Annotated in this window: 16 protein-coding genes and 2 tRNA genes; 4 read left to right on the plus strand and 14 right to left on the minus strand. The window is 51.9% G+C overall.

Annotated features, from left to right (window positions below):
• Positions 1-48: 48 nt before the first annotated feature.
• Complete coding sequence (locus ACYX4J_RS13655; RefSeq protein WP_444942167.1) at positions 49-1,578, minus strand: MFS transporter; 1,530 nt, start codon at positions 1,576-1,578, stop codon at positions 49-51.
• 288 nt (positions 1,579-1,866) lie between these two features.
• On the opposite strand from ACYX4J_RS13655, the gene ACYX4J_RS13660 reads away from it, so the two are divergent.
• Both ACYX4J_RS13660 and ACYX4J_RS13665 read left to right on the plus strand, forming a co-directional pair.
• Positions 1,867-3,066, plus strand: coding sequence for a phosphatidylinositol-specific phospholipase C domain-containing protein (locus tag ACYX4J_RS13660; protein WP_444942168.1), 1,200 nt, complete (start codon positions 1,867-1,869; stop codon positions 3,064-3,066).
• Positions 3,067-3,310: 244 nt separating this feature from the next.
• The gene (locus tag ACYX4J_RS13665) at positions 3,311-5,062 is read left to right on the plus strand and encodes a M28 family metallopeptidase (protein WP_476176829.1); all 1,752 of its coding nucleotides are present in this window, start codon (positions 3,311-3,313) and stop codon (positions 5,060-5,062) included.
• A gap of 175 nt (positions 5,063-5,237) precedes the next feature.
• Here ACYX4J_RS13665 and ACYX4J_RS13670 read toward each other — a convergent pair whose 3' ends face one another.
• From ACYX4J_RS13670 to ACYX4J_RS13730, 13 genes are all read right to left on the minus strand, one after another.
• Positions 5,238-6,875 (minus strand): AMP-binding protein, encoded by a 1,638-nt coding sequence (locus tag ACYX4J_RS13670; protein WP_413665144.1) that lies wholly within the window; start codon positions 6,873-6,875, stop codon positions 5,238-5,240.
• A gap of 150 nt (positions 6,876-7,025) precedes the next feature.
• On the minus strand, positions 7,026-7,361 hold the full coding sequence (locus ACYX4J_RS13675) for an SCP2 sterol-binding domain-containing protein (RefSeq protein WP_282933465.1): 336 nt from the start codon (positions 7,359-7,361) through the stop codon (positions 7,026-7,028).
• 81 nt (positions 7,362-7,442) lie between these two features.
• Positions 7,443-9,236 carry an acyl-CoA dehydrogenase C-terminal domain-containing protein gene (locus ACYX4J_RS13680; RefSeq protein WP_413665143.1) on the minus strand — a complete coding sequence of 598 codons (1,794 nt, stop codon included), beginning with the start codon at positions 9,234-9,236 and terminating at the stop codon, positions 7,443-7,445.
• Between the two features lie 178 nt (positions 9,237-9,414).
• The gene (locus ACYX4J_RS13685) at positions 9,415-10,485 is read right to left on the minus strand and encodes an AraC family transcriptional regulator (protein WP_282933467.1); all 1,071 of its coding nucleotides are present in this window, start codon (positions 10,483-10,485) and stop codon (positions 9,415-9,417) included.
• A gap of 3 nt (positions 10,486-10,488) precedes the next feature.
• A complete protein-coding gene (locus tag ACYX4J_RS13690; RefSeq protein ID WP_282933468.1) occupies positions 10,489-10,689 on the minus strand; it encodes a hypothetical protein in 201 nt (66 codons plus the stop codon).
• Between the two features lie 261 nt (positions 10,690-10,950).
• On the minus strand, positions 10,951-12,336 hold the full coding sequence (locus ACYX4J_RS13695) for a class II fumarate hydratase (protein ID WP_413665142.1): 1,386 nt from the start codon (positions 12,334-12,336) through the stop codon (positions 10,951-10,953).
• Between the two features lie 58 nt (positions 12,337-12,394).
• Positions 12,395-12,841: a DUF4399 domain-containing protein gene (locus ACYX4J_RS13700; protein ID WP_282933470.1), complete on the minus strand. Its 447-nt coding sequence runs from the start codon at positions 12,839-12,841 to the stop codon at positions 12,395-12,397.
• A gap of 252 nt (positions 12,842-13,093) precedes the next feature.
• A complete protein-coding gene (locus ACYX4J_RS13705) occupies positions 13,094-13,528 on the minus strand; it encodes a hypothetical protein (protein ID WP_282933471.1) in 435 nt (144 codons plus the stop codon).
• A 177-nt stretch (positions 13,529-13,705) separates the two neighbouring features.
• Positions 13,706-15,757, minus strand: a complete 2,052-nt coding sequence (gene ligA, locus ACYX4J_RS13710; RefSeq protein ID WP_476176830.1) for an NAD-dependent DNA ligase LigA — start codon at positions 15,755-15,757, stop codon at positions 13,706-13,708.
• Positions 15,758-15,908: 151 nt separating this feature from the next.
• Entirely contained in the window at positions 15,909-16,925 is a 1,017-nt protein-coding gene (gene zipA / locus ACYX4J_RS13715) for a cell division protein ZipA (protein ID WP_476176831.1), read from the minus strand.
• A gap of 26 nt (positions 16,926-16,951) precedes the next feature.
• The gene (gene smc / locus ACYX4J_RS13720) at positions 16,952-20,455 is read right to left on the minus strand and encodes a chromosome segregation protein SMC (protein ID WP_476176832.1); all 3,504 of its coding nucleotides are present in this window, start codon (positions 20,453-20,455) and stop codon (positions 16,952-16,954) included.
• Positions 20,456-20,759: 304 nt separating this feature from the next.
• Positions 20,760-21,989, minus strand: coding sequence for a c-type cytochrome biogenesis protein CcmI (gene ccmI, locus ACYX4J_RS13725; protein WP_476176833.1), 1,230 nt, complete (start codon positions 21,987-21,989; stop codon positions 20,760-20,762).
• A complete protein-coding gene (locus ACYX4J_RS13730) occupies positions 21,986-22,513 on the minus strand; it encodes a cytochrome c-type biogenesis protein (RefSeq protein WP_413665137.1) in 528 nt (175 codons plus the stop codon). The genes ccmI and ACYX4J_RS13730 overlap by 4 nt, the downstream gene beginning before the upstream one ends.
• A gap of 175 nt (positions 22,514-22,688) precedes the next feature.
• Here ACYX4J_RS13730 and ACYX4J_RS13735 point away from each other — a divergent pair.
• Positions 22,689-22,764, plus strand: a tRNA-Val gene (locus tag ACYX4J_RS13735).
• A gap of 49 nt (positions 22,765-22,813) precedes the next feature.
• Positions 22,814-22,890, plus strand: a tRNA-Asp gene (locus tag ACYX4J_RS13740).
• The last annotated feature ends 347 nt before the right edge of the window (positions 22,891-23,237 follow it).

Below are 23,237 nucleotides of genomic sequence, written 5' to 3' on the forward strand. Positions count from 1 at the left end.
GACAGCCTCTATATTTCAAAAATTGCAGAGATCATCAAAACAACACCTCTAACTTTTCTTATTACGCTGTGATTTCTTCAATAATACAGCTACAGCAACCAACAAAAGAAAAGTAAATACCACCAACCCCCACATCACCGACTGAAAAGCCTGGGCAAAAGCCTCATTAAACATGTTAGCGATGCGGCTGTGCAGAGCAGCAGACATCCCCATTGCGCCACGCTCTATCCTTTCAGGATTAATCAGCAATGCATCGATATATTTTTCCAGTGCACTGGTAATCTGCACCCCACTTTCCTGCAATTGATTTAGCAAACTCTGTTTTTCCATTATTCGAAATACAGTACCCACTACAGCCAAACCAAGTGCTGCGCCTATGTTTTGTATGCCCCACAACATACCGGTTGCTATACCTGCACTATTAGGCGGCAAAGCGCCAATAGCGATTGGGGCTGTCGCACTAAATACAAACCCCCAAGCCACACCGAAAGGTATAAAAGCCAGCAAAAGCATCGAAAAATTGGTATCCACTGAGAATTGTGTCATTACGATTGCCGCAATCAAAATACATATGACACCAATTAAGATTGGAGCCGCAGGTGCGGAATTAGCTGCCATTCTGCCCGCCACAGGAGATACCAAAGCCATTACCAAGGTAATAGGGAGCAAAATCAAGCCGGACATTACCGTTGTATCCTGACGCACAATATGCAAATAAAATGGCAATAAAAAGAAAGCAGAAATGAGAAATATCAACAAGCTGAAATTAGTTAAAACACAAGCGGAAAATAGCGAATTCTTAAAATAGGCAAAATGGATCAACGGTTGCTCCAGTTTTCGCTCAACACGAAAAAGGGCAATAAAACTTAATATAGAAATAACCAGTAACAACAGTATCGGCCAGCTCAACCAACCCACTTGCGCCCCTTCAACTACTAACACCACTAGCGAACCCACACTAAGCGCAAGGAGCATCATTCCACGCCAATCAATATAACTTTTTTCTTTATCTAAATTTTGCGGGCTCCGCATCACAAAAAGACCAAGCACCATACTAACCAACACAAAGGGGATATTAATAAAAAAGATCGACCTCCAAGATAAATACTCACATAGGACCCCACCCAATACCGGACCAAGAGCAAAGCCGACAGCCAATACCGACATCCACCATCCCATTGCAAATCCGGCTTCTTTTTCTACAAAAGTGTGGGACAGCAAAGCAATATTATTCGGCACGATTATGGCAATGGAGACACCTTGAAAGGCCCGCCAGACAATTAACCAAAGTGGATCCTCAGCCAATCCCGCGAAAAGGGAGCTAACTGCAAGTAATACCCATCCAATATTGAGCATCTTCAGGGAGCCCACAATATCCCCCAATCTCCCCATACTGGCCATCAGGATACATAGCATCAACATAAATATATTCATAACCCACTGGGCTTGAATAAAGGATGCACCTAAACTTTGCTGGATTGTCGGCAGTGCAATACTGACAATGGTGTAGTCCAACCCCAATATAAAGGTGGCTGGAAAGGAGCCAAGCAAAACAACCCACTTATTCATTAGTCGCATAATTCCCCTTATGCAGCTTGTTAATTAAAGCAAGGAAAGATCCTGAATAATTTATCGGCATTTATTGCTGAGAGAGCTACACAATCCATCCATTAACAATAGAATTAAGATGTCGCCGGAAAACAACAAGAAACCAACCCTCATCACATAGACAAAAAAGTCCAATTCGTAGTAAAAAGCAAAAATAATAAAACGGTACCTTAAGGCACCGCACACCAATAAAAATTAAAAAATATTCACTAGCGTCTACTGCAAAGGTAGCGCATCTACTCAGTCCGGAGAAAAATAATGAAACACACTATCAGACAGATGATCCTATCGATTCTATTTGTACTTTCCTTCGCCTCTCCCCCCCTTTGGGCCGATAGCATTTCTGATTTCCAAAACAGCTGGACAGGCACAGCCTTGGATCTACAGCGTCAAATAGACAACCACACTCCCATGAGTGAAAACAATATTTTGGGGACACACAATTCTTACAACTCAGAAGTGTATCGCGCCTGTAACTTCTCAGTGGGATGCCGCTACCTGGACCCTCAACAGGAGCATTCCATAAAAGATCAATTGCGCATGGGAGCTCGCTTTATAGAGCTGGATGTCCATTGGACAACGAAAATGGAGAGCCTTTTTTCCTACCCCAAAAGATTACTTCTGTGCCATGGGCTCTGCAGTATCAATGACAAGTATGCGACTGAAGGATTTAACGAAATAAAGGATTGGCTAAATGACAGCGCCAATCAGGACGAAGTCATCATTTTATATATCGAGGACCACTCTGACGGGCGCCATCAAGATCTCTACAACCAAATAACCGATCGATTCGGGGATAAGATTTTCTACAGCGGCGGCTGCCAGAGTATTCCCAGCAACCTGACAAAAAATGATGTGCTTGCTGCCGGGAAACAAGTCGTCGTATGGAAAGATAGCGGCTGCTCTGGAAATGGTGATATGAAGAACATGGCCTTCACCGGATTAGGGGAAATCGGTCGAGTGTGGGAAGACAGCACCACTATTGGCACCATAGGAGAAATTTTTAGCGGTGGTATTGAACGAATCACAGCCGACGATGTGCGCAATGGCTTTGCTGTAGGTCACAACATAATCAACCTCGATAATATGAATACGACCGATGGCCGCATCGCTGCAGCTATTTGGTCATGGGATCAGAATGAGCCAAATAACTTGAACAATGAGGATTGCGCTATGCAGTGGGGCAACGGGCGCTGGAATGATGCCAACTGCAGCAACCAATATAGCTTCGCATGTAAGAACACGGCTGACGGTAGCTGGCTGGTCAGCGCCTCCACAGGCCCATTCTCTTATGGTGCCGGGGTGTGCCAGGCACTGGGCAATGACTATGTGTTTTCCGCCCCCACCAATAGCCAGGACAACCAAGCCCTTAAAAGCGCCAAGGAAACCACTGGCTATGACAAGGTGTGGATTAACTATCAGGACCAGATAACTGAGGGCCACTGGCAGCACAATTAACCTCAAAAATCTCGACTTGGGGATTTAGGCTGGATAGGAGGCTAAGCCCGAGCCTCCTATCCAAGGCGAGTTTTATTGAACCCTCTCAAACACAAACCCTGTCACCATATTCAACTAAATTATCAAAACGGGAATATAGCTCTGGGCCTAGTCACACTCTACTCTCAACTGATCGCTGATATGTCGTTAGTTAAGACAAGATCAGGCATAATCTGCCTCCTAACAAGACTGTCAGGACAAAATTATGCGAATTCCTACTACCTGGCGCCGCCTTGGCTTGGCTATAGCCATCGGCGGTGTTATCAGCGGTTGTAGCAAGGGCAACGAAGAAGTCAGCTCACAAGCGCACTCCCATAAAGAACATATCGAGCACGGCACTGAAAAGCTCAATTTGGAAGCCGCTGAGAAGGCTCAAATTGATATTGTCGCTGCCGACCTGCACAAGCATGTCGCCGTATTGGCCTCCGATGAATTCGAAGGCCGCGCTCCCGCCAGTAAAGGTGAGGAGCTGACGGTAAACTATCTGGCAAAGCAATTTAAGGCGCTCGGACTTACCCCTGGTGCTGTAGATTCCGACGGTAACCCCAGCTGGTTCCAGGAAGTCCCCATTGTAGAGATGGATATTCAATCCACCCCCCTTACTATTCAGGGCGAAGGTGTAGGCCAGGTTCTAAAACCGATTGACGACATGGTCGCGTTTACCCAGCGCCAAACCAGCGCATCCAGCCTTAATGAGAGCGAATTGGTTTTTGTCGGTTACGGCATCGTAGCTCCAGAAAACAACTGGAATGACTACGCAGGTCTGGATATGGAAGGCAAAACCGCAGTCATTCTGGTGAATGACCCCGGCTATGCCACCCAAGATGAGGCTCTATTCAATGGCAATGCCATGACCTACTACGGTCGCTGGAGCTACAAGTTTGAAGAAGCTGCCCGTCAGGGCGCCGCAGGGGCCATTATTATCCATGAGAATGGTGCTGCCGGTTACCCCTGGGAGGTAGTGAGCGGCTCCTGGTCTGGCGCCCAGGTAAGCCTTGAAGCAGAAAACAAGAATATCGATCGCGTGGCGATTGAGGCCTGGATCACCAACCAGGCAGCGAAGGATCTGTTCCAGGCAGCAGGTCTCGACTTGACCGAAGAAATGGCAGCGGCAAAGGCACCGGGATTCAAGCCTAAGTCACTGGAACTCAAAGCCAGCATCGAACTCAGCAACAGCCTTGAGAAGTCCAACTCTCGCAATGTTATTGCTAAGTTACCCGGCAAAAAGTACGCAGATGAAACCATTGTTTACACTGCCCACTGGGACCACTTAGGGGTCAACAAAAACGCTTCTGGCGAAGACCATATCTTCAATGGCGCAGTGGACAATGCCACCGGTACCGCTGGACTACTTGCTCTTGCAGCCCAAGCAGCAAAAGAGGATCAAGCTGATCGCTCCCTGGTATTCGTCGCAGTAACTGCTGAAGAGTCCGGTTTACTCGGCTCCAAATATTATGCCGCCAACCCTGTTGATCCTCTGGAAAAGACGGTTGCCGGCTTTAACTTCGACGCTATGAATGTCTTGGGCCCCACCAAAGACATCACCGTCGTAGGCTTCGGCAGCAGCGAGCTGGAAAATCTCTTAGAAGCAGCCGCCAAAAAGCAGGGCCGCTATCTGGCTGCTGAAGAGCACCCGGAACGCGGCTACTTCTATCGCTCAGATCATTTCAGCCTGGCAAAAGAAGGCGTGCCAATGCTGTATTTTGATTCCGGTAGCGAAAACCATGAGCACGGCCGGGAGTGGGCACAATCCAAGGACAAGGAATATCTCAGCCAGCACTACCACAAGCCGGGAGATGAGTACGACCCCAACTGGAACCTGAAAGGCGCCGCTATGAACTTGCAGCTGGGCCTGCAATTGGGCCTGAAGTTGGCAAACAGCCGCGACTGGCCCAACTGGTATGAAGGCAATGAGTTCCGCGCTATTCGCGACGCCAGTGCCGAAAGTCGCAAATAACCAAGCAGGATAAACATCCCGCTTTTCCTTGGTGGCACCTCCTTGGTGCCACCAAACTTCCCACCCCAAACATCAACCCTGCATTCGCTGCAGGTGCCTCTCCCTGAATCGAAACCAATAAAAAAGCCCCACTGTCTCCAGCAGGGCCTTTTGAGCTCTTTAGCTAAATAGCGACTTAAGCAGCGCTAGTAGCCTCAAGCTTTTTCAACTCTTCATCGCGAAGTTCGCGGCGTAAGATTTTACCCACATTAGTTTTGGGTAAGTCCTCACGGAACTCCACATGCTTCGGCACTTTATAAGCCGTCATATGCTCACGGCAGTAGGCGACAACTTCATCTTCAGTCAAAGATGGATCAGCCTTCACCAGGAAGAGCTTCACCTGCTCACCACTTTTCTCATCCGGGATACCGATAGCGGCAGCTTCAGTGACCTTCGGATGCGCGCTGATCACATCTTCAATTTCATTGGGGTATACATTGAAGCCGGACACAATAATCATGTCCTTCTTGCGATCCACAATTTTGATGTATCCGTCATCCTGAATAACGGCCATATCGCCGGTATTCAACCAACCTTCACTGTCGATGGTATCCGCTGTCGCTTCCGGACGCTGCCAGTAGCCTTTCATCACCTGAGGTCCGCGCACGCACAGCTCGCCAGGAGAGTTGTTCGGCAAGTCATTGCCATTCTCATCGACAACCTTGACCTCAGTACCGGGAACAGGAACACCCACTGTGCCCAGCTGAACACCATCAGTAGGGTTAAATGAAACAACCGGGGAGGTTTCAGTCATACCGTAACCTTCCATGATCATACAGCCGGTCATCTCCTCCCAGCGCTTAGCCGTATCGCGAGTTAACGCCATGCCACCAGAAGCTGTTGAGTGCAATTTGCTGAAGTCCAGTTCAGCAAAATCCTTGTTGCGCATCAGGCCATTGAACAGGGTATTGAGCCCAACAAATCCGGTGAAACGCAGGCCTTTCAGCATCTTCACAAAACCCGGAATATCCCTCGGGTTGGGCACTAACAACGAGTGGTTGCCCGTGGAGAAAAGGCACATGCAGTGGATGGTAAATGCGTAGATATGGTAAAGCGGCAAAGGTGCAATATAGAACTCCTCACCTTCTTTCATACCACTGGCAAATGCGATACGAACCTGCTCCATATTCGCAACCAGATTGCCATTTGTCAGCATTGCCCCTTTGGCAACTCCGGTAGTACCGCCGGTGTACTGCAGAACCGCAATATCTTCTTTGGTGCGCTCAACATCCTTATGAGGACGCTCAGCGCCTTTTGCCATGGCATCGCGAAAGCTAACCTCATTGGCAAAAGAAAATTCAGGCACCATTTTCTTAACGTACTTTGCCACACTGTTGATCAAGGTACGCTTCAGCGGACTGTGCAGATCCGCAATCTCAGTAACAATAACTTGTTTTACATCGGTTTCAGCAACAACAGCAGCAGCGGTATCGGCAATATTTGCCAGCACAACCAATGCTTTGGCTCCTGAGTCATTTAACTGATGCTTAAGCTCGCGCTGTGTATATAGCGGATTGGTATTTACTACAACCAGACCTGCGCGCAGTGCACCAAAAACAACTACTGGGTACTGCAACACGTTGGGCAACTGGACAGCGATGCGATCGCCGGGCTTCAAGTCGGTATGATTTTGTAAATAAGAGGCGAATTTTCCACTCAGCGTGTCAATATCATTGATTGAAAGTGTACGCCCCAGGCATGTGAAAGCCGGCCGGTCACCGAATTTGGCGCAAGCGCCTTTAAAGACATCAAGTATGCTGCGATCAATGTCCAACTCTCTTCTCCCATTCCTGATTGTTGTCGTCGCTTGCCCACACCTTCCGTCTCCATAGGCGAAAGCTGCCATATCTCTTGGCGAGCGAGAATTTATTTATTGTTTGTAGTATCTTTGAGACGGTGAAAAAGAAGGGTTTAAAACCTCTCTTTACCGATCTCCCTCTTCACTATTCGCAGGAAATAAACCTGCCAATGCTGCGGCCAATTCGCGATTTCCAGAATATTGAACATCCCCCAAAAGGAAGGCGTGACGCCCACTTAATTGACCGTCCAATATAGCACTGAGAGTGCTGTTTTCCATTTCCAATGTTAGTTCTGGATTATCAGTCTGACCAAATTCGGAAATCACTTTGTAATTTTTAGATACTTCGGTGACATAAACATAGAAGTCACAGGCATCTGGCAGCCGGAACTGTACCCGAGCCAGCGGGTACGAACAAGCTAAGTGACACAGGCGCTCTTGAACTGAATCCGGCAATTGCATCGGAAATTCTCCGTTTAAGCCGCTTTATTACTCACAAAAAAACCGCCGGCATTTGCCGGCGGTTTTAATTTCAGAGCGGGATCAGAATGCAAAATGCTCGGCATCCAATTCCATCAAGTTGCCTGCTCCACTCAACATGGACGTTGCGTGGCTGGAAGTGCGAGGAAGGATACGCTCGAAGAAGAAACGCGCTGTAGTAATTTTCGCCTTGTAGAAATCTTCTTCTCCAGTGCCCGCTGCCAGTTTTTCATTGGCAACTTTAGCCGCCTGTGCCCACAGGAAGGCCAGCACGGTGTAACCGGAGAACATCAGGTAATCTACAGAAGCAGCACCTACTTCGTCTGGGTTTTCCATAGCTTTGCCGCCAACGTGCAAGGTCAGGTCGCCCCACTGTTTGTTCAGCTCTTGCAACTTAGCAACGAATGGCGCCAGTGCTTCGTTATCAATTTCCGCCTGGCAGAATTTGTGAACCTGCTTGGTGAAACCGCGCAGCAATTCACCCTGGGTCATCAGAACCTTACGACCCAACAGGTCCAGAGCCTGAATACCAGTGGTGCCTTCATAGATAGTGGAGATACGCGCATCACGTACGTTCTGCTCCACGCCCCACTCGGCAATATAACCGTGGCCACCGAAACACTGCATACCCAGGTTGGCAGATTCGAAACCAGCTTCTGTCAAAAATGCTTTTGCAATCGGCGTCAGGAACGCCAGCATATCGTCAGCGGCTTTCTTCGCGTCAGCATCGCCTTTGTGAGTGATATCAACCAGCTGTGCGCACTTAACAACCAGCATGCGGCCACCTTCGGAGAAGGCTTTCTGGGTCATCAGCATGCGGCGCACGTCAGGGTGAACAATAATCGGGTCAGCCGGGCCTTCCGGGTTTTTCACGCCGGACAGAGAACGCATTTGCAGGCGATCTTTTGCGTAAGCCAGGGACTTCTGGAAACCGATCTCGGAGTGAGCCAGGCCTTGCAGAGCAGTGCCCAGGCGCGCAGTGTTCATAAAGGTGAACATATAGCTCAGGCCTTTATTCTGCTCGCCGATCAGGAAGCCTTTAGCACCGTCAAAGTTCAGCACTGCAGTGGCGTTGCCGTGAATACCCATTTTGTGCTCGAGGGAACCACATACCACACCGTTGCGCTCACCAGCAGAGCCGTCAGCGTTCGGCAGGAACTTGGGTACGATAAACAGGGAGATACCCTTGGTGCCAGCAGGTGCGTCTGGCAGGCGGGCGAGTACGATATGAACAATGTTGTCAGTCATGTCGTGCTCACCGGCGGAGATAAAGATTTTGGTGCCGGTAATCGCGTAGGAGCCATCGTCATTTGGCTCGGCCTTGGTGCGCAGAATACCCAGATCGGTACCACAGTGAGGCTCGGTCAGACACATAGTGCCAGTCCAGCTACCTTCAACCAGCTTGGTCAGGTAAACCTGCTTCTGCTCTTCAGTACCGTGCTCTTCCAGGGTGTTCATGGCACCGTGGGACAAACCGGGGTACATGCCCCAGGACCAGTTGGCGGTGCCAACCATCTCGCTCATGATAGTGCCGAGCGAGGGCGGCAGGCCCTGGCCACCGTACTCAGGATCGTGAGGCAGTGCAGCCCAGCCACCCTCTACAAACTGCTGGTAGGCTTCTTTAAAGCCTTCCGGGGTAGTAACTTCACCGTCTTTCCAGGTGCAACCTTGCTGGTCGCCAATTTGGTTCAGCGGTGCAATAACGTTTTCACAAAACTTTGCACCCTCTTCCAGGATGGCATCCACGACATCAGGAGTAGCCTCCTCATATCCAAGTGACTCATAATGCTTTTCTGAGTCCAGCATCTCGCGCATTACGAAACGCAAATCACGCAGTGGCATTTTGATATCGGTCATCCTGATAACCTCAATTCGCTTATGTTTGGGACCGGAGGCAAAACCATCCAGTCATATTTATGACTAATTTCTAAGATTGGTTCATCATAGTAGTAAGCGAGCAGCCCCCTCTATGGCCAAACCCGTCCAAAGCGGTGACAAATCGAGGCGAGAGGATGAAAAAAGGTGACTGGCCTAGTCAAATATCCAGGCCAGCTGCAGCGCGACCACCCCGGCGATACTCGCCTGGCGTAATTCCCGTCCATTTTTTGAAGGCGCGGAAGAAAGCACTGGATTCATCGAACCCAAGCATCTCTGCGATCTGCCCATTGGAAAGATCCGGGCAGCTGAGGTAGTGAAAAGCCGCTTCCATCCGACATTCGTCTTTGAGCTTCTGGTAGGAGGTACCCTCCTGCTGAAGGCGACGTCGCAACGTGGTGACCGACATATTGAGCCTCTCCGCCACCGCCTCAGCGGCAGGCATGGACTCACTCACGTCCCGGTTCAAAATGGTTTTCACTTTGGTCTTGATACTATTGGCACTGCCGTCGCTAATCACCAGGTGGTAAGGAGCGGTGCGAATAAAGTCCTCAACCATCTGAGGGCTTTGCACCACAGGGTATTCCAGGTAGCGGGTATCGTATTCGAGCGCATTAAACGGCTGCTCAAATAACAACTCATTGGCCTCACTCTGCGCGAGACTGCGAAACTCTTCCGGGCAAGCAAATGAAAAGTGCAGCCTGGCCAGCGGAATCTCCCGCCCTGCCAGCCAGCAATAAAACCTGTGCCAAACCGCTAAGGTTGTACGCACCACACTGGGGCTCGTGTTATTCAGCAGCTGCTCAAATTCGCCTTTGCCCAGCGAACTGATCCCGCAAATTTCAACCCGCTCGCGCCCATGGCCACCTTCTCCGAGTACCGGCTTCACCTTAAAACCTCGGCAGATTTCCATAAATTCGGCACAAAGCGTAATCGCCTGGCGGAGGGTTGCACAATTCACCACCGCCAGACACAACAAGCGAAAAGACCCGGAACGGACCCTTCCACCGCTAAGCATGCCAAACCACTCATTTTGCGCCAGCCACATCACGCGCTGGTACAAGCGGCCATACTTCACTGCTGAAAATGCGGATACGCCCTGCAATTCAGACTCATCGATATCGACAGAAGCCAAAAGCTCCTTGCGATCACACCCGTGTTTGGTCGCCTCTTCGAGCAGTCGCTCGAGGTAGGCGATAGGGATGCGAATATCCTCTTCCGTTGACGCCATCTATTATTTACGCCTGCGCAACCAATTCAATAAAGCCCCGCACCCAAACGCCAGAGCAATGATGACAAGCAATATCACCAACAGAAGAATGAAATAGGTGACAACATCCTTAACGGGCAGGTCCCAGCTGTAGACTGCCGCCACTACAAAGGCGACACAGGCGAGGACACTGGTAATAAAGGAGCGGCGACTTCTTTTAGCCATGACGATCTGGATACATTGATTTTCAAAACAGGTGAGACTGCCACATTTTGTGGCGCTACCATTGTATTGTCGGCACCCAGTACCGACGCGGCGTCGAATCGTGAGGGATTGGCCGGTTCCTGTCAACGCCGCAGGAGGCACCAATGAGCAGAAGAATGCTGGAACCAGAGGATCGAGCCACGCTGATAAGGCTTTTGCACTGGCTTATGTGCCTGACCGCCATTATATCCTTAATACTGTTGGGAATCGCCTTTTTTGCCCCTAGCTAATCAACCCACCCTTAGCCAAATGGGCGGGGTCTAACAATTCCTCAAGCGTTTCTCTATCCAGGTCCGTCATTTCAACAGCAACATCCAGCACTGGCCTACAGCTGGCATAGGCGGCCTTGGCAATCTCCGCCGCTTTCAGGTAGCCAATCACTGGGTTAAGGGAGGTCACTAAAATGGGGTTGCGGCCCAGGGTTCCCTCAATATGCGCCCGATTCACCGCGAAACTGGCAACGGCTCGATCAGCCAATAGGGTCGATGCATTCGCGAGCAGGTTAATACTTTCCAGCAGCGTACTGCCTACTAAAGGCAACATAACATTCAATTGAAAATTGCCACTCTGTCCCGCCACGGTCACTGTGGTGTCATTACCCATCACCCGGGCACAAACCATAGTAACTGATTCGGCAATAACCGGGTTCACTTTGCCCGGCATAATACTGCTCCCTGGCTGCAAGGCCTCCAGGGCGATTTCGGAGAGGCCAGCAAGGGGACCGCTGTTCATCCAACGCAAGTCGTTGGCAATTTTCATCAGGGAAACTGCCAGCACCTTGAGCTGCCCGGACAACTCCACCGACGTATCCTGACTGGAAATTGCGGTAAAAAAGTTCTCTGCCGGGCGAAACTGATGAGATGTGTGGGCGCTGATTTTTTGCGCGAACAGCTCGGCAAAATCCGGGTGAGCATTGAGCCCGGTGCCAATCGCCGTACCGCCTTGAGCCAGCTGGGCAAGCCGAGGCATTACCGCGCGAATTCTCTCCCGGCACGCTTCTATTTGTGCAGCCCAACCTCCAACTTCCTGCGCCATTGTCATAGGCACTGCATCCATCAGATGGGTGCGGCCGGTTTTTACAATACTTTCAAGTTCCGTGGACTTGTCGCACAAGCCAGTGTGCAAATGGCGCAACGCAGGCAGCAGGGTGTCTCGCACTGCAAGCAGGGCTGACACATGGATTGCGGTGGGAACCACGTCATTACTGCTCTGACTCATATTCACGTGATCATTGGGACTGATGGTTTGATCACTGTGCTTTTCTGCGAGGTGAGCGAGCACCTCATTAACATTCATATTTGAGCTGGTACCAGAACCTGTCTGGTAAATATCGACGGGAAAATGAGTGGCATACTCCTCATCACCGAGACTGTCGCAGGCATTGATAATGGCCTCAGCCTGCGCTTTATCCAACAACCCCAAGTCCCGGTTGGCCTCCGCGGCAGATTTCTTTATCAGCACAATGGCGCGGATAAACTCTGCCGGCAAGCCGTGACCACTGACAGGAAAATTCTCCACGGCGCGCTGGGTTTGCGCGCCATACATCGCCTCAGTCGGCACCTGAACTTCACCCAGGCTGTCCTTTTCAGTGCGGAATTCGCCACCCATTTCACTCTCCCCAGATGCGCTTAATGCATCGACAGAAGGTTATTTAGCCGCTGCAGCCCTACTCGACCACGACGGTAATTTTCTTGGACATCACAGGCTCTTTATGTGGCACATGCATATAGTTGCCCAGAACCAGTTGTAGCGTATGTTTGCCGGGTGGCAAGGTAACTTGAGTCTCGGTTTGCCCGCCACCAAAGTGAATGATGTTCTTACTCGCCGGCAAAGGCTTGCTCATATCCGGCATATCATCCACATCAATCAGCAGATGATGGTGGCCGGTATTCTCTTGATTGGTACCCGCCGGTGCCACACCCATACCAGACAAACCAAACTTCACCGTAAATGTCTGGGGCACCTTCTCTCCATCCTTCGGCGAGATAATATAGACCTTGGCATCTGCTGGGGCCTTACTGCTCATATCCATTTTGCTTTCGTGCTCAGACGCATGTAACAACGGCGATAGCATCAGTGCGCTGGCAAACAGCAGAGAACTGGATTTAATCATGTGTATTCCTTCCTGATAGGGCGCCCAGATCGCGCCAATTCTTATAATCTGGCTTTACAGCTTCTCGGCCGCGGCACCTTGGTACCGTTCGGCAAAGACACTTTAACAGACCAAAGTTTCAGTTCCAGAGACTATGAGGGAATATAGTTGCGGAAAGAAAAAGAGAGATAGGATTTGTGACAGGGCTGCTTATTTAAATCTGCTTTGCGGCAATTAGGCAAGAGAGGGCCCGGACCAACCGGGCCAGAAAAATCAGATACTCACCCGCCCCTCTTGGGTCCACTCGCAGCGAACCTGCATATCGCCGCTGCCCGGCTCGTGATAAAGGCCAGCAGATTCCCAGCTGAAAGAGTGAACGCCGGAAAGCTCAGTTTCCAAATGCACAGTTGCAGAAACCCAATACATACTCTTCAACAACTCTTCAAACTTCTGTATCCACAAATCCCACTCGTACTCTACCGCCCGATAGGAAGCGCCAAAGTGGATAACATCGGTTTGGTACTGGGATTGCTTCACTTTAATGGTGGGAATAGCAAACATATCCCGGCACAGGAATGGCCATTCGTCAGCACTGGGCAGAGCGAGCACAGCATTGCGGTTCACCCTGCGCCGATCGCTGCCGCCAGCGAGGCTATTGCTGTCTTTGATACATCCGTAAACGATGGATTCCTGATCGCCCTGAAGCATTAATTCCATTCCTTACCACAGTGCCACTGGACATCAGGTACCCAGGGCAAAACAGATCTAAGGTATCAACTTTAACGGCGAAGCGACCAGAAAGCCACAAAACAAAACACGAACCTGCAAAGTGCTCAAAAGTTCGGCTATTCAGTTACTAATGATGCCCCGCCTAAAATACCAGGACTAAATCTCAAAGCCCCTTTCGCGCAGCATATCCAGAAGCGCCTCTTCATCCATAACCGTGATACCCAGTTCCTGTGCTTTGGTCAATTTTGAGCCGGCGCCTGGCCCAGCAACCAGAGTGCCGGTCTTGGCGGAAACACTTCCTGCAACTTTCGCACCCAACCTCTGTAAGTAGTCTTTTGCTTCACTGCGGGACAGGGTTTCCAGTTTGCCGGTGAGCACCCAGGTTTCCCCTGCCAGGGGCTGATCCTGCTCGTCACTCTCCTCCGCTTGCCAATGCACACCCGCCTGCTGCAGTGCCTCCACCTCTTCTTGGGCATGAGGTTGCTGAAAAAACTCAGCAACAAAATGAGCGACCACTGGGCCCACATCTTCAACTTCCTGCAAAGCTTCGACATCTGCCGACATTAGCGGATTCAATTCGCCAAAGTGCCGCGCCAAATTGCGCGCTGTAGCCTCACCCACTTCCCGGATACCCAGGGCATAGAGGAATTTAGGCAGCGTGGTCTCTTTACTGCGCTCCAGTGCGTCAAGGAGGTTCTGGGCAGACTTTTGCCCCATTCGCTCAAGTCCCGCCACCTGCTCCAAGGTGAGGTGGTAGAGCCCGGACACCGAGTGTAACAAGTCCTCATCTACCAGCTGCTCTACCAGCTTGTCTCCCAGCCCATCAATGTCCATCGCTTTGCGCGAAGCGAAATGCTTGATGGCCTGCTTGCGCTGGGCACTACAAATCAGGCCGCCGCTACAGCGGACCACCGCCTCACCGGGCGTGGATTCCACCGGCGAGCCGCATACTGGGCAATGCGTGGGGAATTCAATAGCGTGGCCACCCGGCTTGCGCTTGCTCTCCACTACAGAAACCACCTGCGGGATAACATCTCCGGCACGGCGAATAATGACAGTATCACCCACCTGTACGCCGAGGCGCTCGATCTCATCTCGATTGTGCAGAGTTGCATTGGAAACGGTAACCCCGCCGACAAACACCGGCTGCAGGCGAGCAACCGGGGTGACCGCACCGGTGCGCCCTACCTGGAACTCAACATCCAATAATTCAGTCATTTCCTCCTGAGCGGGAAACTTATAGGCCATGGCCCAACGGGGTGCGCGGGCAACAAAGCCGAGACGGCGCTGCAGGGGAATACTGTTGACCTTAAAAACAATACCGTCGATATCATAAGCGAGGTCCTCGCGCTTCTCGCCGATTTCCCGGTAGTAATCGATGCAGCCCTGAATATCCTTAGCGACGCGCATCTCCCGATTTGTACGGAAGCCCCAATGCCCCAGCAGCTGCAAAGTCTCAACGTGCTTTTCCGGCAGCTCACCGTCCTCTACAAGGCCAGTGCCATAAACACACAATTCCAGCGGTCTCTGCGCTGTTATGCGGGAGTCCAATTGACGCAAACTACCGGCAGCGGCATTTCGAGGATTTACGAAAAGCTTCTCGCCCGCCGCAGCCGCTTTGCGATTCAATTCGGCAAAGCCCGCTTTCGGCATATAGATTTCACCGCGCACCTCCAATACACCCGGATACTTTTCAATACCATCTGCTAGACGCAAACGCAGAGGTACAGATCCCACGGTGCGTACATTCTGGGTGATATCCTCACCCGTCGTGCCATCCCCTCGCGTTGCCGCTCGCTCAAGTACGCCGTCGCGATACAAAAGGCTGATAGCGATACCGTCTAACTTGGGTTCACAGGCGTATTCCACCGGCCCTTTACTGTTGAGGCGCTCACACACCCGGCGGTCAAACTCCAGCAACTCTTCATCATTAAAGGCGTTATCCAAAGACAACATCGCCACCTCATGGCGAACTTCCTGAAAAGAGGAAAGCGGCTCTGCGCCGACCCGCTGGGTGGGAGAATCCGGAGTTAGCAGCTGAGGATATTCACTTTCCAAGTCCTGTAACTCGCGCAGGCGCCGGTTGTACTCAATATCCGGCAACTCGGGATCATCAAGCACATAGTATTGGTGATTCGCACGCTGGAGGATTTCATGTAATTCCTGAACACGTTCGCGCACTTGAGGGGAAATAGTTTGATGAGTCATCGGCAATTCGAGTGAATAAAAATAATAGTTAGAAAATTATTTCGATTTTACATGCAAATACGGCCCGAGCTTACGGCTAATTTCCAAAATGAAAATCAGCCGGCATCCCGGGCCGCATTAAAAATGGCAACAATTATGTAGAGATTGCGCGCTAGCTTTGCGCCATCGCTAAAGTCCTTCGGCGCTGGTACTCCACAACCCGCTGACGATAATGCTCCGCCGTTTGCGCGGTAAATACACTGCGATTCTCATCCTTCAATTCGCCACCGAGCAGCTCAGCAATTTTGTATGAGGTGGAAAGCAGTTGATCGAAAGCTTTAATCGCCTCGCCTTCCACAGGTAGTGTCAGGAACAGGCTAACACCCGGCGTGGCAAATTCTTCCATCTGGGCCAGGTCGAAAACGCCGGGCACAACAATATTGGCGAGACTAAAGATAATGGCCCCATCAGCACCGCCGTGCTCATGGTAGTGAAAAATATTCATTTCACCAAAGCGCATGCCACAGGCAACCATTACCCGAAGTAAGTCATTACCCTCGAAGTAATCCCCTTCTGGCGCCATTACATTAATCACCAGCACCTCACGGGTGGGAGCACCTTCACCAACACTGCCAGAGCTTGGAGATTGAGAAGATCGCTCGGCTTGAGAATCCTCATGCATCGCTTCATGCTCAGGACTGTGAGCGCTATCCATCGCATTTAGGCTTTCAGCCTCATCTAATGCAGGCTCATAGCGTTGCTCTTCACCGACCGACTCCATCAGGGTGGGGACTTGCTCTTCCAAATCGAGGATACCCTGCTCTTCCGGGCTCCTCTGGGGATTGCTGCCAGCGAGCGGTTTGCGCGAGGAAATAAAGCTCTCCTGCACCTGGCGATTCACATGTAGCGCATCCTCTAGCGGACGGCGCTGAACAACGCGAGCCTGCCCGGGCAATTCGCTGTTTGCGGGCTTGGGCTCCCGCGTCTCCAGGGGTTTGCGGACCGGGGGCTCTTCTTCAGCCTTCTCTGAGACCGGATCAGCTTCATTTTTTACTTCAGATTGCATGGCCCGCGACAGATTGCGGGAGACCTTAACTGCCGCGCGCTGCCGCAAGATCGCCCGGCGTATGCCATCGACCACAACGACCAGTAGAACGACAACCAGGATTGTAACCAGCCAGTTATCCATTTTTTAGCGCCTCTCCCTTTACGCCCTTATGCAGAAGCCAGCTCGGCTGCTTCTTCCACATTCACCGACACCAGTCGGGATACACCCGGCTCGTGCATGGTAACCCCCAGCAACTGATCCGCCATCTCCATTGCGATCTTGTTGTGGGTAATATAGATGAACTGAACGTGTTCTGACATTTCTTTAACCATTCGTGCGTAACGACCAACGTTAGCATCGTCAAGGGGAGCATCCACCTCATCCAACATACAGAAAGGTGCTGGATTCAGACGGAAAATCGAGAATACCAATGCGATCGCCGTCAGCGCTTTTTCTCCACCCGAGAGCAGATGGATTGTGCTGTTGCGCTTGCCCGGCGGGCGGGCCATGATCGCGATACCAGTATCGAGCAGATCTTCACCGGTAAGTTCCAGATAGGCATTACCACCACCGAAAACTTTCGGGAAGAGTTCCTGCAGGCCCGCATTTACCTGATCAAAAGTTTCCTTGAAGCGGGTTCTCGTTTCCTTGTCGATTTTCTTAATTGCATTTTCCAGGGTCTCCAGCGCTTCCATCAGATCCCCATGCTGGCGATCCAGGTAGTTCTTGCGCTCAGACTCCTGCTTGTATTCATCGATAGCGGCGAGGTTAATCGGCCCGAGACGCGAGATACGCGCAGCTACCAATTCCAAATCTTCCTGTACCTGTTTAATCGTCAGATCGCCAGGTAACTGTTCGAGCAGCTGATCGATATCGTGCTCACTCTCGCGCAGCTGCTCTACCAATCCGTTTCGTTGCACTTCCAGAGTCTGCGCAGCGAGACGCTCCTGCTCAAGCTGGGCGCGCACTCCCTGAAGAGCCGCCTCCACTTTGTGGCGCTCCTGTTCCTGCTCACGCAGGCCGGTCTCAACCTCTTCCAGCTTTTTGCGCGCATCGGCGAGTTCCGTTTCCACCTCAATACGCTCGCCGAGTTTTTCTTCCAACTCAGCCTGAAAATCCTGGGAGGGATCCTGGGTCTCCTCCATTTGCTCCTGCAATTGCTGACGACGACTGCGCAACCTTTCCAGCTGCTCGCTCATCACCTGCAAAGTGCGCTCGAGAGACACCATCTGGGTGCGCACTGACTGCTCGCGCATAGCCAGTTCATGGGCGCGATCTTTGTCCTCCCGCGCACGCTGGCGCACGGCATCCAAAGCTTCGCGCAATTCCTCCCGGCGTGCCATTAGCGTTTCGCGACGATCGGTATCATCGCTCATCGCTTCGACAGCTTCCTGCAGCATTAGACGAGCTTCCGACAGGGACTCCCCTTCCAGCTCCTGCTGCTCACGCACCTCATCGATTTCCTGCTCAATTCGGATACGGCGCTCATTCATCTGCTCCGCACGCGCCCGTCGGGCGGACAACTGGCTGCGAAGCTCTGCCTCGCGACGCCCGAGCTGGTCGGACTCATTGCGAGCCTGTTCGATGGAGCGCTCGAGATCGACCGTTTGCGTGCGCAGGGACTCGCGTCGCTCGGCAATACTCTCTATCTGCTCCTCACATAGGGCCAACTCCTGCCCCAGGGTTTCAAGATCCTGCTTGCGCGCCAGGACCCCGGCCTCTGCATCACTGGCACGATTCACTCGCAACCAGTTGGGGCCGAGCCAGAGCCCATCGCGAGTCACAATAGACTCATGAGCTTGCAAACTCGCTCGCCTGGACAGCGCCTCTGTCAAATCCTCTGCGGTATAAATTCCCGCCAAGATGCCGGAGAGAGATGCCGGCCCCTGAACCATATCCTGCAGCGAAGGAAGTGCTCCCTTCGTGCAGCTATTTACAGCACTGTTATCGATCAGAACCGCTTGACCGCTTTCCAGTGCCGCCAATCCTTCAGCCACAGACTCGAGCTGCTCAACACATACCGCCTGCAATTGGGGGCCGAGGATAGTTTCAACTGCGGTTTCCCAGCCGGGCTGGGCTTTAATCTGGTCGGCGAGCCGGGGCTTGTCAGCCAGGGCTTGCTGCTGCAGCCAATTCTCAACTGCCTTGCCTTGCCCTAAAGCAGCTTGTTGCAAGGCTTCCAGAGACGCCTGACGGCCTCGTCCGGTTTGCAGCTGCAAGCGTAACTGATCGAGTTCGGTAGCCAGCTCCCGCTCCTGCACACGGAGACTGTCCAGAGACTCGCGACGCTCTGCCGCTTCCTCGCGGCGCTCTTCAGCCTGCATTTCCAGCTCGGCCATCTGTTCGTTCAGCTGCAGCGTCTCTTCATCGTCGTCAGAGACCTGGAGGCCGGACTGCTCCGCCAATAGCTTATTGACCCGCTCCAGCAGCCGCTGGCCAGAAGTTTCCAAGTGCTGGATGCGGGATTGCTGCACCTCAGCTTTCTGACGGGAGCCAGAGGCACCCTGGTTAAACTGGTCCCACTCGTTCTGCCAATTGCGCATCTGCTCTTCAGATTCGAGCAGCGCCGCAGCAGATTCCTCTTCTGCTGCTAAGACCATCTCCAGGTCCGGCAGAATAATCTCAAGTTCCTCCTCAAACTGGGCCGCTTTTTCGCGATCCACTTCGAGGTTGGTCTCTGCCTCGCGGTATTCTTGTTCGGTTTGCGCCAAATCGGAATGCAGGCGAGTAGAGCGCTCACGAGCGTGGGCAATGCTCTGCTCCAAACGGGCGATATCTCCACCGACGGCATAAAAGCGCCCCTGGACTTCGTTAAAACTGTCAGATAGCTCGTGGTACCCCACGCGCTTTTGCTCAATGCCTGTGTCACAGGTGACCTGGCGGGTAACCAGCTCTTCAACGGTGAGTTCAAGCTCACCTATTTGTTGCTGCTTGGCCTTGGATTGGTCATCCAGTTCGCGGTATTTGAGCGCCTGAAGATTGGCCTTGTGACTGCGCTCTTCCTCTTTAAATCGGCTGTATTTTTCCGCTGCTGCGGACTGTCGCTCCAGTCGGGACAACTGGCGATCCAGCTCATCGCGGATATCCGTGAGGCGCTCAAGGTTTTCAGAGGTCCGCCTCATCCGGTTTTCGGTGTCCCGGCGGCGCTCCTTGTATTTGGAGATACCGGCGGCCTCTTCGATATAGACGCGCAGCTCTTCGGGCTTGGCTTCGATCAACTTGGAGATCATGCCCTGCTCAATAATGGCGTAGCTGCGCGGGCCCAAGCCGGTACCCAAGAAGAGATCGGTTACATCGCGGCGGCGGCACTTCTCGCCATTCAGGTAATAGGTGTTCTGTGCTTCCCGGGTTACCTTGCGCTTGACGGAAATCTCCGAGAAAGAGGCATAGGCTCCAGAAAGCTTGCCCTCAGAGTTATCAAATACCAACTCAATCGAGGCCTGCCCCACGGGCTTGCGGCCACTGGAGCCGTTGAAGATAACATCCGTCATCGAATCGCCGCGCAGGTTCTTTGCGGAGGATTCCCCCATTACCCAGCGCACCGCATCGATGGTGTTGGATTTACCACAGCCATTGGGACCCACCACCGAGTTGAGGTTTGTCGGAAAATAGACAGTGGTAGGGTCAACAAAAGACTTGAAGCCCGCTAGCTTGATGCACTTCAGACGCATGTATTTATAAACTCGATATTTTTCTCTGCCGGGCGGGACACCAAACCTTCAATCTTACTTGGTGTCGCCAGAGCATTCAGCGCTATTCTTCACAGTAATGTTCAGTCGGGATTATCAATCCGACCAAGCAGCGGTCAAGTCAAACATGACAATCGCTACCAAATGCCAACTTACCCCAATAGAACTCATAAATATCGGGGCAATGTGAGCTTGAGGCCAATTAGACGCAAGAATGCCATCCGGCCGCAAATAAAAATGAGGCCACAGCTTACACTGTGACCTCATTTTCGACAGTCACAGCCAGTTACAGCTGACTATCAATGACTATTGACTGAGTTTCACTCCAGCGGGATTTAGGTAATTCACTAATCATTCCCTGCCAATCCCCTGGAGCCGGACGCGCATCCCCCTTAATGGCCAGTCGCGCCACCAACTGCACAGAGTCGACAGTGGCGATGGAGCTTCCAGGCATCATTGCTCGGGACTCATCCAGCACAACCTCTGCCGGTAACTGCCCAGCCGTGAGGCGCACGATAGCCAGAGGCATCGGGCTCGCAGCACTGCGTGCATAGATAAATACCGGGGTAGATTCTGGAGCTTCAACCCCCTCCCCCAAACTGACCTGAACTCGAATCTGCGGGCCTTTCTCTTTCGTTTCTACCTTAGCCTGCACCGCTACAACTTCACCGCTGTCTGCCAAAGCGCTTTCAGCCCTGGCAACACCAGCCTGAAGCGCCTCTGCTGCTGCAGATCCTGGGGGAAGCTGGCTAAGCGCTAGCTGCCAGTGTTGGCGAGCCTTGCGGTAGTCCTCATCTTCAAAAGCGGCAATACCCGCCAGGCCCAGCACAGTGCCATTGGATGGCTGCACCTGTAACACCTGCTCAATCAAGGAGCGGATCTCATCGGTAATCTTGGAACCGCCGGCAAAAAACAGCGCTTGTGCCAGCTCAGCTTTAACATTTGCCGCCTGGGGCTCGCGGGCTACAACATAGCGATAGGAATCTACCGCCCCAGCCAAATCGCCACTCACCAGTAGCCGCTGCGCCAATATATAGCGACTGCTAAGATCATCTGGGTGAGTTTTAGCCCGCTCCTGCAACTGGCGGGTAATTTTTGCCTCTTCTTCCGAAGAGGTGTGCCCACCTTGGCTCGCCACCATATCGCGATACAAAGCTACTTCGGACGGTCGGTCGGAAAACCCGTAGGCAGCCGCTGCAATTGCAGGCACCAAAACCGCCAGCCCGATTAGCAATCGGCCGCCACCCTGCCTGGCTTCACCAGATTGACTCTCCTGCTGAGCCGCCAGCAGTTCCCGCGCGAGATCTGCCTCCAGCTGGGCAAACTGCTTTTCATCCATCGCACCGCTCTGCACCGCAGCGCGAAGTTCTTTACTGCGCTCCCGGTAGAGCGCTGCCATAGCCTCTCGCTTGCTACTACCGCTGCGACGTCTGCCTGCAGCTCTCAAAGCAGGAATCAGAAATACAAAAGCTACCAACAGTAGCAGTAGGGCTACACCAAACCAGATATCAATCATTTACCTTCCTTCCCGCTATCACCTTCATCTACAGCTCCTTCTCCCAACAACTGCTTTAATCGACGCCGCTCATCATCTGTGAGTTCCCCACTGCCGTCATCCTGGCGAGCCCCGGTACCACTTTTTGAGCGCATCACGATCACAATCAAGGCCAGAAGCCCGAAAACGGCAAAGACTCCAGGAGCCAACCACAGGATCAAGGTATTTTTCTGAACAGGTGGGCGGTAGAGCACAAAATCCCCATAGCGGGCCACCATGTAGTCAACGATTTCCTGGTCCGTAAATCCCTCCTCCAGCAAACGGCGGATTTCACGGCGCAAGTCCGAGGAAATAGAAGCATCGGAGTCTGCCAAATTCTGGTTTTGACACTTGGGGCATCGCATCTCTTCAATAAGCACGCGATACCTTGCATCCAGCTCGGGAGAGGACAATTTTTGTGTCTCCACTACCGCATGTGCAGCGATAGACAGACAAAACATACCGAATGCCAGTACAAGTTGGGCCAGCCAGGTCTTCTGTGTCACAGCTTTTCTCACGCTCTAACTAACGGGAATTGGGGCGATTATAACAGTGTCCCCCCCGGCGGACACGCCCACGAATTCACACAAAAGCGCGTTAACTCATTGAAAGACAAAAAAAAATTCAAAAAAGGCGTTGACGCCACGAAGAATATCATTAAGATACGCAGCTCCTGACACGGGGTGGTTAGCTCAGTTGGGAGAGCGACGGCCTTACAAGCCGTAGGTCACAGGTTCGACCCCTGTACCACCCACCACTTCTCTTACTCTTGCCCGGCAAGAGCAACCAAAGAGAAGCAGGAATGCGGACCGGTAGTTCAGTTGGTTAGAATGCCGGCCTGTCACGCCGGAGGTCGCGGGTTCGAGTCCCGTCCGGTCCGCCATATACAAAAAAGCCCTGCTCGCAAGAGCGGGGCTTTTTTGTTTGTGCCTCACATCTTTTCATTTTTCTAACATTTTATTTTCAGTTGCTTACGCTGGAAATTTGAAAGAGCCACAAAAAAACAACCAAATCTCAGCGTAAAAAAATAGTGCGAGCGCAGTGCCGACAAAATTTTCCTGCAACAATTTTCTCCAGCCTGAATTTTTATTTTCTGAATTTCTACGCAGCTGATTTTGACCGATAAAAACAACTTAAAAAGCCCTCAAAAAATCCTCTAATTAATTAATTTTTAAACAACTTTTGGGTGTTTTTTATTCTTAAAAAAATTTTTAAAAATCTTCCAACAAA

It is taken from the genome of Microbulbifer sp. ABM4_008, assembly GCF_056311705.1.

What these genes read in the sequence shown, in the direction of transcription:
- ACYX4J_RS13685 (WP_282933467.1), bottom strand. Translation starts at nt 10,485, where the DNA reads ATGGCGTCAACGGAAGAGGATATTCGCATCCCTATCGCCTACCTCGAG.
- ACYX4J_RS13655 (WP_444942167.1), bottom strand. Translation starts at nt 1,578, where the DNA reads ATGCGACTAATGAATAAGTGGGTTGTTTTGCTTGGCTCCTTTCCAGCC.
- ligA (WP_476176830.1), bottom strand. Translation starts at nt 15,757, where the DNA reads ATGACTCATCAAACTATTTCCCCTCAAGTGCGCGAACGTGTTCAGGAA.
- smc (WP_476176832.1), bottom strand. Translation starts at nt 20,455, where the DNA reads ATGCGTCTGAAGTGCATCAAGCTAGCGGGCTTCAAGTCTTTTGTTGAC.
- ACYX4J_RS13705 (WP_282933471.1), bottom strand. Translation starts at nt 13,528, where the DNA reads ATGCTTCAGGGCGATCAGGAATCCATCGTTTACGGATGTATCAAAGAC.
- ACYX4J_RS13695 (WP_413665142.1), bottom strand. Translation starts at nt 12,336, where the DNA reads ATGGGTGGCGAATTCCGCACTGAAAAGGACAGCCTGGGTGAAGTTCAG.
- zipA (WP_476176831.1), bottom strand. Translation starts at nt 16,925, where the DNA reads ATGGATAACTGGCTGGTTACAATCCTGGTTGTCGTTCTACTGGTCGTT.
- ACYX4J_RS13675 (WP_282933465.1), bottom strand. Translation starts at nt 7,361, where the DNA reads ATGCAATTGCCGGATTCAGTTCAAGAGCGCCTGTGTCACTTAGCTTGT.
- ACYX4J_RS13665 (WP_476176829.1), top strand. Translation starts at nt 3,311, where the DNA reads ATGCGAATTCCTACTACCTGGCGCCGCCTTGGCTTGGCTATAGCCATC.
- ACYX4J_RS13700 (WP_282933470.1), bottom strand. Translation starts at nt 12,841, where the DNA reads ATGATTAAATCCAGTTCTCTGCTGTTTGCCAGCGCACTGATGCTATCG.
- ACYX4J_RS13690 (WP_282933468.1), bottom strand. Translation starts at nt 10,689, where the DNA reads ATGGCTAAAAGAAGTCGCCGCTCCTTTATTACCAGTGTCCTCGCCTGT.
- ACYX4J_RS13680 (WP_413665143.1), bottom strand. Translation starts at nt 9,236, where the DNA reads ATGACCGATATCAAAATGCCACTGCGTGATTTGCGTTTCGTAATGCGC.
- ccmI (WP_476176833.1), bottom strand. Translation starts at nt 21,989, where the DNA reads ATGATTGATATCTGGTTTGGTGTAGCCCTACTGCTACTGTTGGTAGCT.
- ACYX4J_RS13660 (WP_444942168.1), top strand. Translation starts at nt 1,867, where the DNA reads ATGAAACACACTATCAGACAGATGATCCTATCGATTCTATTTGTACTT.